Origin of the sequence: Bradyrhizobium lablabi (assembly GCF_001440475.1) — a bacterium.
GTDB lineage: Bacteria > Pseudomonadota > Alphaproteobacteria > Rhizobiales > Xanthobacteraceae > Bradyrhizobium > Bradyrhizobium lablabi.
Genome location: NZ_LLYB01000089.1, coordinates 21,446 through 35,502 on the forward strand (window position 1 = coordinate 21,446; position 14,057 = coordinate 35,502).

Annotated in this window: 15 protein-coding genes and 2 pseudogenes; 10 read left to right on the top strand and 7 right to left on the bottom strand. The window is 58.9% G+C overall.

Going from position 1 to position 14,057, the window contains the following annotated elements:
* The first annotated feature begins 112 nt into the window (after positions 1-112).
* The 10 genes from CQ14_RS25705 to CQ14_RS25750 all read left to right on the top strand — a co-directional run bounded on the left by CQ14_RS25705 (position 113) and on the right by CQ14_RS25750 (position 8,756).
* Positions 113-769 (top strand): hypothetical protein, encoded by a 657-nt coding sequence (locus CQ14_RS25705; RefSeq protein ID WP_057860638.1) that lies wholly within the window; start codon positions 113-115, stop codon positions 767-769.
* A complete protein-coding gene (locus tag CQ14_RS25710; protein ID WP_057860639.1) occupies positions 766-1,752 on the top strand; it encodes a FliM/FliN family flagellar motor switch protein in 987 nt (328 codons plus the stop codon). Before CQ14_RS25705 ends, CQ14_RS25710 begins: the two co-directional genes overlap by 4 nt.
* A complete protein-coding gene (gene sctR / locus CQ14_RS25715) occupies positions 1,749-2,411 on the top strand; it encodes a type III secretion system export apparatus subunit SctR (RefSeq protein WP_057860640.1) in 663 nt (220 codons plus the stop codon). Before CQ14_RS25710 ends, sctR begins: the two co-directional genes overlap by 4 nt.
* Entirely contained in the window at positions 2,408-2,668 is a 261-nt protein-coding gene (gene sctS, locus CQ14_RS25720; RefSeq protein WP_057860641.1) for a type III secretion system export apparatus subunit SctS, read from the top strand. The genes sctR and sctS overlap by 4 nt, the downstream gene beginning before the upstream one ends.
* 93 nt (positions 2,669-2,761) lie before the next feature.
* Positions 2,762-3,550, top strand: a complete 789-nt coding sequence (sctT, locus tag CQ14_RS25725; RefSeq protein WP_082650033.1) for a type III secretion system export apparatus subunit SctT — start codon at positions 2,762-2,764, stop codon at positions 3,548-3,550.
* Positions 3,551-3,556: 6 nt separating this feature from the next.
* A complete protein-coding gene (locus tag CQ14_RS25730) occupies positions 3,557-4,621 on the top strand; it encodes an EscU/YscU/HrcU family type III secretion system export apparatus switch protein (protein WP_057860643.1) in 1,065 nt (354 codons plus the stop codon).
* Positions 4,622-5,609: 988 nt separating this feature from the next.
* Positions 5,610-6,140 (top strand): SycD/LcrH family type III secretion system chaperone, encoded by a 531-nt coding sequence (locus CQ14_RS25735; RefSeq protein WP_057860644.1) that lies wholly within the window; start codon positions 5,610-5,612, stop codon positions 6,138-6,140.
* A gap of 1 nt (position 6,141) precedes the next feature.
* Complete coding sequence (gene sctE / locus CQ14_RS25740) at positions 6,142-7,263, top strand: type III secretion system translocon subunit SseC family protein (protein WP_156435403.1); 1,122 nt, start codon at positions 6,142-6,144, stop codon at positions 7,261-7,263.
* A gap of 43 nt (positions 7,264-7,306) precedes the next feature.
* On the top strand, positions 7,307-8,176 hold the full coding sequence (locus tag CQ14_RS25745; RefSeq protein WP_156435405.1) for a hypothetical protein: 870 nt from the start codon (positions 7,307-7,309) through the stop codon (positions 8,174-8,176).
* A gap of 49 nt (positions 8,177-8,225) precedes the next feature.
* Positions 8,226-8,756 carry a hypothetical protein gene (locus CQ14_RS25750; RefSeq protein WP_057860647.1) on the top strand — a complete coding sequence of 177 codons (531 nt, stop codon included), beginning with the start codon at positions 8,226-8,228 and terminating at the stop codon, positions 8,754-8,756.
* Between the two features lie 186 nt (positions 8,757-8,942).
* On the opposite strand, the gene CQ14_RS46730 is transcribed toward CQ14_RS25750, so the two are convergent.
* From CQ14_RS46730 to CQ14_RS42545, 7 genes and pseudogenes are all read right to left on the bottom strand, one after another.
* On the bottom strand, positions 8,943-9,149 hold the full coding sequence (locus tag CQ14_RS46730; RefSeq protein ID WP_245320501.1) for a hypothetical protein: 207 nt from the start codon (positions 9,147-9,149) through the stop codon (positions 8,943-8,945).
* Between the two features lie 45 nt (positions 9,150-9,194).
* Positions 9,195-9,533 carry a UPF0149 family protein gene (locus CQ14_RS46735; protein WP_245320502.1) on the bottom strand — a complete coding sequence of 113 codons (339 nt, stop codon included), beginning with the start codon at positions 9,531-9,533 and terminating at the stop codon, positions 9,195-9,197.
* Positions 9,534-9,562: 29 nt separating this feature from the next.
* Entirely contained in the window at positions 9,563-11,125 is a 1,563-nt protein-coding gene (gene tnpC / locus CQ14_RS25760; protein ID WP_057860668.1) for an IS66 family transposase, read from the bottom strand.
* A 50-nt stretch (positions 11,126-11,175) separates the two neighbouring features.
* Entirely contained in the window at positions 11,176-11,529 is a 354-nt protein-coding gene (gene tnpB / locus CQ14_RS25765; protein WP_057860648.1) for an IS66 family insertion sequence element accessory protein TnpB, read from the bottom strand.
* A pseudogene (locus CQ14_RS25770) lies at positions 11,526-11,891 on the bottom strand (transposase); the annotation flags it as partial. The gene tnpB and the pseudogene CQ14_RS25770, both read right to left, overlap by 4 nt.
* Positions 11,892-12,048: 157 nt before the next feature.
* Positions 12,049-12,177: pseudogene (locus CQ14_RS46740) on the bottom strand (helix-turn-helix domain-containing protein); the annotation flags it as partial.
* Between the two features lie 1,258 nt (positions 12,178-13,435).
* The gene (locus CQ14_RS42545) at positions 13,436-14,014 is read right to left on the bottom strand and encodes a GNAT family N-acetyltransferase (protein WP_245320503.1); all 579 of its coding nucleotides are present in this window, start codon (positions 14,012-14,014) and stop codon (positions 13,436-13,438) included.
* Between the last annotated feature and the right edge of the window lie 43 nt (positions 14,015-14,057).

Consider the following 14,057-nt stretch of genomic DNA (forward strand, 5'->3'; position numbering starts at 1 on the left):
GCGATGAGCCGCGGCGCTGCTATGAGCGAAATGAGCTGTTTGCAAGGCATTTCAGCGCGCCTGTCGCTGCGGCGCATTTGATGTCTAGAAAAGCTGCGATGGAGCTGCTTTGATGAAGGTCCGTGACAGCACTTCGATGTCGGCAATCGCGCCACGTGACCGCTCGCACGCGCTCGCGGCGCGGAAGCCTGTGCGTGTTGCAGATTACGAGCGCTTTCGGCGATGGCTCGAAGCGGCCGCTCTGGATGATTGTGAGTCGCCCGGGGGTGGTTCCGGCTGCAGGAAGCTCGGCAACGATCAGCATAATCCGGTGGCGATGGGAAGCGTTGCGCCTTCCTGCGTGCCCGCCCTCTCGCTCGAACCCGCCATGCTGGATTATGTACAGGGTCCGCGAGCGGACGGAAAGCTTTCACGTTCCGCGGAGCTCGCTGAGCTGGCGGAGGCGATCGTTGAGCGCGTTTTGATGTGTCCGGACCGCACGGGGGGCGCTACGGCCCACATCACGTTGAATCGTGTCGTGTTTGGAAGCGCATGTGTGTCCGTCAGCTGCCGTGACGATACGCTATCTCTCTACATCGTCTCGGGCCGGCTTAAGTCCATCTTGCAATTGCGAGGGCATGCATTTGCGCGCAACTTGTCTGATCGGCTCTGCATGCGCGTCACGATTGCAGTAGTTGCCCGAGGCTCACTTTGGAAGGAGCAAGACGGTCATCGGCACTCTTCCGGCTCGGAGGCGATACTCCGCTACAGGGCTGAGAAGGCCGCATGATCAACCTTCCCCACTATGACGCACGTGATGCAGCCGCAATATCGCGAATCGCTAGCCGTCTTCCGCTTGCTTTCAGTCTCGCCGGCATCGAGGTGCAGGCGGTCATGTCCGATTCAGCGCTGCGACACATCCCGGCGCCAAGCTACACCGTGGTAATGAGTGTGCGCGGCCACAAAATCCGCCTCGCGTTGGGGGCAATGCTCCTTCCGCCGATGGCCGTAGAACGGTGGCCGGAGATCACCACGTTGCCTCCAGACCACGGCTTGGGTGAAATATTGTTTGATATCGTTCTCCAAGATCTGGCGATTGAGGTGGAGCAATGGTGTGGTCAGCGGCCGACCTGGTCCTGCTCCGAGGCCACGGAGTCGCGTCCCTACGCGTTCAAGGTTGTTCGGCTAGAGCGTCCGAACGATCTGGTCGGTTTGGTGGAAGTGGACGGTGGCGGGCTGCAGTGGGTCGCCGACTGCTGCTCCAACCTGCCGGTCGTAGCTGCTGCGCTCGATGAGCTTCCGCTTCTTCTGGATGTGCGATTTGCTCCCATCAGCCTTGCCTTGGCGGAACTGCAGCGGCTCGCGCAAGGTGACGTTATCCTGCTGGACAATCAACCGGTGGGCAATGATGGCGCGATGACAGTTGTCGCGCACCTCTCCAACAGTCCTTGGTTTCGTGCCTCGATCCGGGATTGCCGCCTCTCTATCCAGTCAGTAGTGGATCGTTTGATGGATAAGCCGGAGTTTCTCCCGCCTGAAAGCCTCGACAGCATTAATCTGACGGTCGATGTGGATGTCGGACGTTTGATCATGCCGCTGGGACAGCTTCGTGAACTGGCGGTGGGCCAGGTCATCGATCTTGGCTTTGATGCAGCCACTAACGTTTGTCTGCGCGTCAATGGCCAAGTCGTCGCGACGGGTGAGCTAGTGCGCATTGCTGAGCGGACCGGGGTGCGCTTGCTGGATCTGCGCTTGCCGCGGGCTGAGCGATGAACAAGTTGCCCGACCCGGCGACGCTTATCGTCCTGATGGGTGCCATCGCGGTCCTGCCCTTCGTTGCGATTACGGTAACGTCCTACGTAAAACTTGTCGTCGTCTTTGGGCTGCTGCGCAACGCACTCGGCGTTCAGAACATCCCACCGAACATGGCCTTGAACGCGATCGCTATCTTGCTTTCGGCCTACATCATGCAGCCAGTGGCGAAGAGCGCGTATCAGGCTCTGCGTGACAGGCCAGTCGCGTACCAAACGTTCGGAGAATTAGTCGACACGATAGCCAGAGGTGCCGAGCCGGTTCGTGACTTCCTCGTCAAAAATACGTCCAAGACAACACGTCATTTCTTCGTCAATGCTACGCAGAAGTTGTGGAGTAAGGACGACTCGGCTGACGTCGTCGATAGCGCGTTTTTGATCTTGATCCCGGCCTTCATCACGTCCGAACTGGAAGAGGCATTCAAGGTCGGGTGCTTGCTGTTCCTGCCATTCATCGTTATCGATCTCGTTATCTCCAACATTCTTCTGGCGATGGGCATGATGATGGTTTCACCCATGACGATATCTCTGCCATTCAAGCTGTTCTTGTTCGTTGCCGTGAACGGGTGGCAGCGCCTCATCCACGGCCTCGTCTTGTCCTACGCAGGACCGGCGTCTTGAATTCCGCCACGCTCGTGAACGTCGCTATTGAAGCGCTTACACTGTCGGTTGTGCTGTCCTTGCCGGCAGTCCTCGTCGCTACGATAGTGGGACTGATCATCAGTCTCGTCCAGGCCATGACCCAGATTCAAGAGCAGACACTTTCCTTCGCTGTGAAGCTGATAAGCATAAATCTTATGCTGGTCGCCACCGCGAGTTGGTTTGAGGAGCTTGGCCGGTATACCACGCGAATCTTCGACAAGATCGGCGCAGTGTAGGCGTCAGAGCTCGAGCAGGTCGTCGATTATCCACCGCGTGCTGCATCTGCAGGAAGCACCGCGGCCGCTCTTCATCATCCTGGTTGTCCTTTCATGTTGTCACGTGATCCGGCTGAGATGCGTACCGTCCTCGTTGTCCTCGTGCTCGCGGTCGCGCGCATATCGGGCATGATGCTGGTCGTCCCAGTCCTCGCGCGCAACATGGTGACAGGAATGGCCCGCAACAGCGTGATTATCGCATTGTCGTTCCCTGTAATAGGACTCGCCTGGACGACAAAGCCTGAGGACCTCGATTTTGCGGGCCTGACGCTGATCCTGGGCCTCGGACTGAAGGAAATTCTGCTCGGTCTTGTACTCGGCTTGCCAATTGCTGCCGTCATGTGGGGCGTGGAGGCGTGCGGCACGTTCATTGACAACCAAAGGGGGGCAACGATGGCCAGTGTGCTCGATCCGGCAAGCGGCAATCAAACCTCCCCGCTTGGGACATTCCTGGGTGAGCTTTACCTCACATGGCTGTTCGTCACGGGAGGCTTCTCCAAGCTCCTGGAGGCACTCTATCGCTCGCATGAAATCTGGCCTGTGTGGACCTTTCGCCCGACAATTGGTCCAGCGTTCGTCGGGGCGGTGCTGAGTCTCGCAGACCTTGTCATGCTGTTGACATTGCTCCTCGCCGGTCCTGCCATCCTTGCCATGTTCTTAAGCGAATTGGGTTTGGCGCTGATCGGTCGGTTCGCGCCACAATTGCAGGTTTTCTACGTCGCTATGCCGGTCAAAAGCGTGGTTGGTTTGCTGCTGCTGATCCTATCGCTCGCGACTGTTTTGACCCATGCCGGCGATCACGGGCTATCGCCTGTCGCATTTGTTCGCCGCATCGCCATGTGAGTATTCATGCCAGCTGGTAAGAGCGAAAAACCGACCCGTCAAAGGCTGCGCGAGCTGCGCAAGAAAGGACAGGTCGCTCAGAGCAGGGAGGTTGTCTCGGCGGTGCTCACCATTGGGTTCTTCGCCTTGTTCCTCGCCTCTTTGCCTCGCCTGGTGGACCGACTTGAGGCAGCGCTCCTGCTACCCATCTCGTATCTGAAAAATGAGGACTTTGTCGTTGTCGCGCTGCAACTCTTCGGATCCTACAGCCGTGAAATACAGAACCTGACAATACCGTTTCTCGCCGTCGTCCTGATCGGCGGTGTGGGAGCCCACTTGTTGCAGACGGGGGTGCTTTTCTCGCCCTCAGCAGCCGCGCCATCGCTCATGAAGCTGAACCCAAGTGAGAACATCGGCAGGATATTCTCGTCGCAGAGCCTTTTCGAGTTGAGCCGATCAGTTGTGAAGGTGCTGTTGCTCGGTCTCGTTCTTCTATTTGTGGTTCACGCAGCAGTAAGTTCGCTTGTATGGATCCCGAGCTGCGGAATATCCTGCCTGGCTTTACTGACGGGTAACCTCCTATTCTATGTCGCGGTTTGTACGGGATCGATCCATCTTGTGGTAGCAATTGCGGACTTCGCGTTCCAGCGGTGGCAGTTCGAGAGGAGGAATATGATGTCGCTGGAGGAAGTGAAGCGAGAATACAAGGAAAACGAAGGCGATCCCCTGATCAAAAGGCGCCGCAAGCAACTTCGTTCGCAATTGATGGCCAAGGACCCTGTTGCCCTAGCGCGCAATGCGACCGTCTTGGTCTCCAATCCCACGCATATTGCGGTGGCAGTTTACTACGATGGGCAACAAACTCCGCTACCCGTGATCGACGCTATTGGTACCGATCTCGTCGCACAGCAAATGATCGCGGCCGCCATCGCCGCCGGTGTGCCGGTGATGCGAAATGTTCCGCTGGCGCGTGCGCTCCTGGAAGACGGTCTGGTCGAAGAATATATCCCGTTACACTTGATTGAGCCTATCGCAGAGGTGTTGCGAGCGCTCGGCGATCTTGCGACCGAGATTGGTGGTGGTCGGCTCTGATTTCGTGAGGTCAGTTACGAGCTTTGGAATAGTCACCATGGCGCGAACGAAATAGACCCCCTTTGGCCACCTTCGACACCATCCTCACAGAGCCGAGCAGTTTGTCGTGAATTGTTCGGCAAACATTCACGACCTTTGGCGGCTGCTTGCCCGCAGACGTGATCATCCCTCCACGAAACCTCGTTATTGGCGAGAAGGACTGGCCAAATTGCAGGATGTGCGTTCGGATCGCTCCCAGGATGTGGGCAATTTAAGACCAGGGAAGACAGTGGCGGGTTGAACGAGAGGCGCCCGGAGAATGCCACGCGCTTTACCCCGCAATATGTCGCCGTCCCGAACTCCCGGCCTCATCAGCTTTCAGTGAAAGCTGAAAATAATCGTGTTGGCCGAGATCGATCCGAACGGTAGCGCACGCTTTCGCCGGGACGAGCGGTCCTATCATTCGCGCGGATGCACCCATAATGACTCAATATTTTGCGGGCCGCGGACTCTCGGGTACCGAGGACGGGGACCGTCCAGTACTCATGGATGCCGAAGTTGTTCTCGCGTTGTTCGGTCGGGAGAGCGGGCATCTTGTGCAAAGCGCTGTTTGTCTAAACCCTGGCGTCGAGCCGCCGATCTGGCGGTCGATGTCCTCGGGTGGTTTTCACCTCCTGGCGGCATGGCCCCGTCTGGTGCGGTTGACCTGGGTTGCATCGGCATGGAGTTGGTGAGGAGGCGAACGTGGATCTAGAAGAAACGATGCGAAGGTCCCGACAAACGATCGAGCAAATGGACAGTCTTCTGAGAAGGGCGGACGCCCAACTCGAATGGCTGGCTCAACTATCGGACGCCGGGGCCGCCGGGCGGGATTCCTTTCCTGCGAGTAGCGGCGATTGCGACCGAGGCTCTGACGCATCTTATTTATGCGAGCAGGCGGCCCCGGGCGACGTTTTGCCTTCACCGGAAACGACCTTGAATCTTTCATGGTTCGGACAAAGGGTGTGATATGGCGAGCCGGGTCGAGCAAGACCTATTGAGCGATCCTGAGGCAGTCGATGCGATTGACGGCGGAGCCTCGTCGCATCTCGCGCTCGACCTCATGGCGGGGCGCGCGACGTTAGGCGATGTCGTCGGCATTACGGATGAAGAGCTTGAGGCATTATATGCGCTGGGTTACCGCTATTACTGCTGCGGCAAATATGAGCACGCGCTAAGTTTCTTTCGCTTTCTATGCTTGCATCGACACACAGACGCGCGATCGTGGCTCAGCTTGGCTGCTGCCAGTCAGATGCTTGAGGATACAGAGGGGGCGGTGCAGGCTTACAGGTTGGCTGCGCTCCTGAACAGCGAGGACCCGCAGATACCGCTTCGCGCTGCAGAATGTTTGGTCAAACTGGGGCGTCCGGCAGCAGCCATAGTCGCGCTCGGCGATGTCCTGACGCTCAGCGCCGGAAATCCCGAGCGCAACACGTTGGCTTGGCGCGCGCGACGGATGCTTGACCGTCTGAAAACGGAAAGGAACTCAAGTGGTGCATAGCTTGAACGTAACCGGTTGGACCAGTGAAGCGCAGTACGAAGCAGGGGCGCTGCTTGTACCCGGTCGCTCCTTGATTGCTCGTTCAGGCGCGCTCCATACGACAGCTGTTGGCAATTTGCCGCCAGCAGTCTCCGGCAAGATCGTCGCATCCGGTTCGATTCCGAACCTGGCGGTGCCGCGCGGGCTCGACCCGAGCCAACTCGCTAACAATCTGCTGGCAGTGAGGATCAAAATGGCTGACCGGCTAATTGCGAGCGGGATGGCGGATGTTCGACACGAAGGCGAACTGCTCAGGCAGCAGCAGGAGACGATCGGCAACAAGATTATCGAAGCCGCGAACGCCATGGCGAAAGCGAAAAAGAGCTCACACATAAGGAAGTTCCTTGGGTGGCTCGCGGTCGGGCTCTCGGTCGCGGCCGCCGTGGTCACTGGTGGCACTCTTTCTACAGTTGCCGCAGCAGTTACAGTTGGTGTTGCGGTGCTCAACGAAACGGGGGTCGTCGAGAAGATGACCCAGGCGATTGCCAAACGTCTCATGAAAGATGGCAACATGGGTGCCGCCCAGGCGAACAAAGTGGCTATCGGCATCACGATGGGTATCATATTGTCGGTTACCGTGCTGTCGGGAGGCGCCGCGTTTATGGAGGGAGCTGCGAAGGGAGTCCCCGCGGCCGCTATGTGGAGCCGCCTCGGTGTGTCCGGCGCTTCGGCTCTCCGTGGACTTGCCCCCCTCGCAAAGCAACCGGCCTCGTTGGCGGCCGTCCTCGCAAGGGGTATGAATCAAGCCGCTTCCACGATCGCAGATACAGTCTCGAACACTACCAGGATTGCTCAGATCAGCCAGAAGATTGCGACTGCCGCTCGCGTTGGCGAGGCAGTTGCTTCGCTGGGCGAGGCCGCTGCGGGCATAGCGAATGGGGTTCAGCAGAAGGAGGCCGCGGACACTCAGGCGGAGGCTTTGGACATAAGGAAGCGAATTACCTGGATGAAAGAGCTTCAAAGCAACGAGATGGACTTCATCAAGCAGCTCGTCCTCGACCAAAAGGCGACTACGCAGAGGGTTGCCGAGGCAATCGAGAGCCGCAGTGCCAGCGATGCGTCCCTCATCCGTGCCTTCGCCTAATCACGTCTAACAGCCCTCTCTTGCGAGTGTAAGGAACACATTCATGCTAAGTGCTATCGAGCGTGTAAATGTTGCCGGCATTGATCCATTGGACACTGCCGCGCATCGTCAGCCTTCTCAGACTGCACCCTCGGGCTCCCTCCGAGGCGCCCGTGTACCAAAGGCGACCACTACTCAGTCGCTTGCCCCGAATGTTAACGGCGCGTCAAGTTTTGCATTGCTTGGAAACTCGGGGGTTCCCGAGCTTGTTACTCAGCAGACGCTTTCAGGTATTGGGCCCAAGCTCAAGGACTTTGCGACGGGAAATAACATGTCTGCAGTCGCGGCACTCATTATTCGTCTCAATTCTGAGCTTCGCAAAGCAGCAAGAGAGGACATGTGGGCTGCGGTTGGTGCCGATGTCGCTGCGCAGGACGCGGCTGCCAAGTCGATTCGAAACTCAGGGCTCTATCAGTTGTTTGGCTCAATCGTCGCATCGAGTGGCGGTATCGCCGGCGCCGGCATGAACCTCATGGGTGCTCGCCAGAGTCAATTGCGATTCGAAGGCAATGCACCCAAGGCCTCATCTGGCCTTACTGCCCGCACTCCTGATGGCATGGACCATTTTGACGTAACGCGCATCGCTCACGCGCAAACCGCAGCCGCGCAGGAGACCATGAAATGGGGGGGCATGGCCGCCATGACAACGGAAACGTCCAAGATGGCCGGGGCCGGTATGAACATGGCGTCCACTCAATATCAGGAAGAAAAAGTGAAGCATGACGCAGATAGCACCAAGGCGAAGGCCCACGCGGAGGACGAAAGGCAATTCATCGATTACTATCAGACGCAGATTCAGGACATGCTGAGCAAGCTTGCGGAGATGCGTAGTGCAGATAGCGAGACGATGAGCAAACTGGTCAACATGGCATGAGTGCGACCCATCGTTACAAACGATTTTTACAACGGAAGGAAGGTAGAAAATGATCAATGGAACTGCCAGCGTGCCGTCCTACAGTGCGGACTTTGCCCTCACAGATGGGCAGTCGCTGTACGCGACCATGATGCTGCTCATGATGGAGCGACACGGCATCTACGAGACGGAGCTCCGGGCTGATTATGCCAGCATGCAGGCGCGTAACAATCTTTTAAAGGACATGAATAGCGCATTGGCAACTCTGCGCGCCGAAAGGCCAAATGACGAGAAGACTGTCAAAGCGTACGGCACCTTTATCGATTCGCAAGGCAAGACCCGAAGCGTTTATGAGTTCATGCAGGCGAATGGCATCGCCATCGAGACCATCAATAACGACGTCTATGGCATACAGGCGGAATTCGACGCCGCGATCAACAATCTTAAAGCGGCGGTTGATAGCGCCAACAGCGAAGGGCAAATGGCAGTGATTTCGTTGCAAGGGCTTCTGGATAAGCTCAATCAGGTCACTGAATTGACGTCTAACATTCTGTCGAAAGACGAAAAGGCCAAGGACGCCGTCATCGGCAATATTCGGTGATGGGCCAGTATTGACTGCTGCGGGCAGATAATCGCTGTGCAATACAAAAACGTCCCAGGACGGGTCAGCAGGATGTGGTCAATCTATTAGTTGATAGACCCATAGCGGCCTGTTCTGGGCTTGTGGTGGATCGTTACGAAGGAGTTCGTCTTTGGTAACCGGTATGAGCTCCCACGTCCGCGATGATTAGCGGTCGCGGGCGTAGCGGATGGGCATCCAGTGCTGGCGCAGCGCCTCGACGACGGCTGGGATATCGAGGTAGGCGTTACGGAGGAAATCCTCGGTTTTGCGACCGCTTCGTGGCGGTCCGAGCAGCGGACGGGCCTGATCGTCGCGACAATGCAGCAGGATGGGCAGCAGCAGGCCGTGATTGACGTTGTTGACGTCGAGCAACGGCGCCCACGCCGACAGTCTGAGCCGCATCGCAGCATAGAAACCCTAGCACCAGGGATGCGCATCGATGTTGCCGCTGGGGTCGCGCCGCTGCATCGGCTCGAACCGATCGGGGGCAGTCGAGAGGGTGTTGCTGATGTCGTTGTGGCGCAGCGCGACGGCGGAGATCGCGGCGAACTCCGGCGTGCCGCCGTGGTTGAAAGCGTCGGCATTGATCGCGAGCAGCGGGCAGATCCAATCGAGCGGGCTCATCGACACCGGTCCGGCCACGATCGCGGCGGTATAGCCGTCGAGCATGGGAATGCTGGTGGCGGCAGGATGGCGATCGACGCGATCCTGGAGCCATCGCTCGAGCTCCGCAAGCGACATCGCGGCTGACGCCATCGACGATGCTGCCTTATGGCGACGTGGGCTCATGCCGCTGCCTGCGGTGTGTGCCGGCGCGCCGCCTTCCAGTTCCAGGCGAGCAGCTCGTGCAGCTGATGGCTCTTGGTTCGCCCGGAGACGATGCGCTCCAGCACGTCGGCCAGGTAAGCCTGCGGATCGAGCTCATGGAGTTTTGCCGTGTTCACGATCGACGCCAGGATCGCCCAGCTCGCGGCGCCGCCTTCGCTGCCGCTGAACAATGAGTTGCGTCTTCCCATCGCAATCGGGCGCATGGAACGCTCGACTGCGTTGCTGTCAACTTCGACACGGTCGTCGCGGAGAAACAGCGTCAACCGGTCCCAGTGATTGAGTGCGTAGTTGATGGCCTCCGCCAGCTTCGATTGGGAGAAGAGCTGGCCCACCATCTCGGTCAGTCGCGCCTTGAGCGCCGCCATCAACGGTGCGCTCTTGGTGCGGCGGGCGGCCAGCCGCTGCTCGGCACTTTTGCCGCGGATCTCTGCTTCGATGGCATAGACCGCCTGCAGGCGCTCGATCACTTCGCGCGCGAACGGCGACTGGGTCGTCTTATACACCTCGACGAATTTGCGGCGGGCGTGGGCGAGACAAAAGGCGAGTTGGATCGCGCCGCCATGATCGCGGGCGAGCGCTTTGTAGGCGACATAACCGTCGACCTGCAGAATGCCGGAAAAGCCCATCCACCGTCTGGCGATCTCCGCCGTGCCGCGGCCGTCGGCGAACACGTAGGCCACCGCCGGCGGCGAGGGACCGCCCCATGGCCGGTCATCCATGGCATGCGCCCAGAACTGGCAGATGCGCGGGCGATGTCGTCCGGGATCGAGCACCGGCATCGGCGTCTCGTCGCAGAACAGGCGCGGCGCGGTCTGGATCGCGCGCAGCTGAAGCGCATAGAGGCTCCTGAGCCACCAGGCCGCACGCTTGACCCAGCCGGCAAGCGTCGCCCGGTCGAGATGGACACCCTGGCCGGCCAGAATTTGCACCTGTCGGTACAGCGGCAGATACCAGGCGAACTTCGAGACTACCACGTGGCTCACGAGTGCGGTCGAAGCCATGCCGCTCTCGATCAGGCGCGGCAGCACCTTCGCCTGGATCACACCATCGGTGCAGCGGCGGCAGCCGTACTTGGGACGGACCGTCCGCAGCACCCGCAGGATCGCCGGGATGATGTCCAGCACCTCGCTGACGTCCTCGCCGATCTTGTGAAGCTGGCCCTGGCAACACGGGCATGCGGTCGCCTCCGGCTCCAGCACATGCTCACAGCGCGGCAGGTGCTTTGGAAGCGCGCCGATGTTGCGGCGCGCCTTCTTCCGCAGTGGCTTGCCGGGCGGCTTTGCCGCAGCTGCATCGTCGTTGGCAGCTGCAGGCGGCGTGACGTCGGTCTCAAGATCGCCAAGCTCAAGCGCGAGCTGCTCGGCCACGAGCGCGGCAAGCCGCTCCGAGCGCTTCCCGAAGATCATGTCCTTGAACGTTTGCATTGCTACGCGCAGCGTCTCGTTCTCAGCGTCAAGCGCGAGCACCATCTCGGTCAGAGCTGCCGGATCGGTCGGGAGAGTGTCGGGGCGAATCGCCATGACCAGACGATACATCCGTGCGGCCCATGCTCCAGTGAAATCCTCACTTCTCAGCCGACAATGGCCGGCTGCTTCACAGGCTTGGGCGACACACGCGTCCACTCGAGCCCGTCGAGTAGCATCGCAAGCTGCGTCGCACTGAGATGCACAACGCCGTCGCGGATCGGCGGCCAGGTGAAACGCCCCTGGTGCAACCACTTCGTTACCAACACCATGCCGCTGCCGTCCCACGCCAGAAGCTTCATTCTGTTCATGCGCTTGCTGCGGAACACGAAGATGTCGCCGCAATATGGGTTCGCGCGCAGTGCTTCGCTCACCAGCGCCGACAGCGTATGCACCGACTTACGAAAGTCGACCGGCTGGGCCGCCAGCAACACCTTGAGGTCTGACCGTAGAGCAATCACCGGATCCCTCGAAGCGCCGATAGCACCACCGAAAGCGTCGCCAGTTCCACCCCCGGCTCGACCCGGATGCGCGCCCCGTTCACCTCGATCTCGACCACTCCACAGACCTTGGCCGGCGGCGTGGCAATCTCCACGGGCTTCGTCTGTACCGGCGAAATACACTCGGACTTGCCAACCCTCCCGCCATCGCTCTCGGCGCCAATTTGGATAGGCACGAGGTTCTGGGCTTTGCCGGCCAGCGCCGCCGCTACCTGGCGGCGCCACACCGTGAGCAGTCCGCGAGAAACGCCATTGCGCCGCGCCACCTCGGAGATGTTCGCCCCCTCCTCAAAGCTCTCTGCCGCGATCCGGGCCTTCTCCTCGCTTGTCCACCGTCACCGCCGGCGCTCCCCAGTGATCACCTCAACGCGGCGATAAGAGTCACCTTCCTGCCTGGCATCAATGGCATTTGCCATCGCGCCACCTCCACCGATCAGCTCTCGCCAGCCTGTATCGCAGACAAGCTTCGTCACTGCGAGGTGAGGCCCTCATGCCGGTTACGCTCTTCTCGTACTTTTGAACCTGCCGGAAGCTGACGCCAAGCTTGTCGCCGAGTTCGGCCTGCGAGATCTTTTGCTCGACACGGCGCAGGCGAATCCGCTTGCCCAACGATCGAGAGTCGCCTGCCTTCTAGGTCGGGGATGATCCGTCATTCCGACAGTTACGCTTGGCAGAATATCGACCGAACCACAACTAGCGCGAGTTCGATTGTCATGGATTTTGTGAGCATGCTTACCGCCGGCGCAGCCTCATTCCGGTATTTCTACCGGAGCTCCAACATGATTGCGTACCGCGTTCGTCGCAGCAGGGGCGCCTAAATTCTCGATAAATTTGCGGCTCACAAGGTGTTCTTGCGAAAGGCAACGACGATTGCCTCTTCCTCAATCGAGCGGACGGACTTGCAGCACCATCGGTGCATCGTGCACGAAGCCGCCTTTACGCTGCTTGGTGATGGTCTTCTGATTGGGACCGTGCTGGCTAATCCTTTAATTCTTTGAGCGAGCTTTCGATCGCTGTATCGCCGCTCGTGGCGTGCGTGGCCATGCGCTGTCATAGAGTGTTTGGCCCACAGGTCCTCCCGCATGATGGATCAGAACGGTTGAATCTCTACGCTCTGGGGCCAGACGTCGTCCGCCCTGTTCTCCCTCGCTTCGAGGCATCTGAGAGCCCGTTGGTATTCGAACTCGCACCACGCAAGCTCGAATGGTTCCATTAGTATCTCTATCCACGTCTCGGCAAAGGCTGCCATTCCGACGAAAAATAGAATTCGCGACCTCCTGATTCGCTGTTAGTTGACGATGTCGGCGAAGACGAATGAGATGTCGCTGTGGCCAGCCGCTTATGCAGCTAAGAGGATCGTGATCAGCGGCTCAATTGAACCTTGGTAAAAATTAGGCACCTCAAGGCGGCACGTAACGATACGAAGGTTTATGGCGGTCGTTCGCCTGGCTCGCATACTTCATCCAACGGCTGCCCGAGCAGCAAAATAATCCGACGGCTTCGTGGAGCTCGTTCAAGAGTCGCTAATCGCCTTGCCTACCATATTGAGAGTGCGGCGACATACCCACTATCTTGAGGCCTCAAGACGAGGTCGTTAGGAGCTGGTTGAGTATGTCAAGCGCAATGGTAGGGATTGCTTCAGGCTTTGCGACCCCTGCGCTATGGACGTTGAATGAGAACCAGAGCGGCACATCGCCGTTACCTTGCCGATCGTCGGCTCGGCATTGTGATGACCGGGCGTGCGGCAGTTGAATAATCCACCGTCTGATCCGTTGATTTCTTATCTCGAAAGCCCAAGTCGTCGTTGTTCACAAAATCATAAAATAAAGCGGTAATGTCACTGATGCTCCCCGACGATGATGATTTATCAGAACGGGACCGGACAGATGTGGTCTGTGAATAGCAAGCGCGAAGCCAGCTTTGTAGTATCAGAGATGCTTGTAGAAGAAGGTCGCCGAGCGATATGTGCCGTCAGGGGCGAGCACACACCCGGGGATGATGCCCACCCGCTGCTGGCGTAAAGACGCTCGGCAGCAGAACCTGTGGTAGTGCTAAGCGTCAACAACGTCTTTCCCTCTTTTCGTGCTAACTCGCTGACAGCCCTGAGCATCCGGCGCCCAATGCCGCGACGGCGTGCGCTTCTTTCAACCAGGACCTTGACGACTCGAGCGCTATGCAATTGGTTTTCGGACGTGGCAGGTACCATCTGGGTTGTGCCAACAATCTGACCTGCGCCATCTTCCGCTGCTAGTAACGCGCATCCATTGCAAATAACCGCGTCCGCGACGCTACGCCAGTACACCCGCGCACGTCGTCGAGTTAGCGGTGGCAGAAAGCTGACCGAATCGCCGTTGGCGACGCAGTCAATGAGGATGTCGGCGAGGCGCTCCAAGCGCTGATCCACTTCGTCGGCGCCGATGCGCCGTACCTGAATATCGTCCGTCATCTGATTTCGGACAGAGCGAGCCGATTGCCCCCGGCTGGCCCGG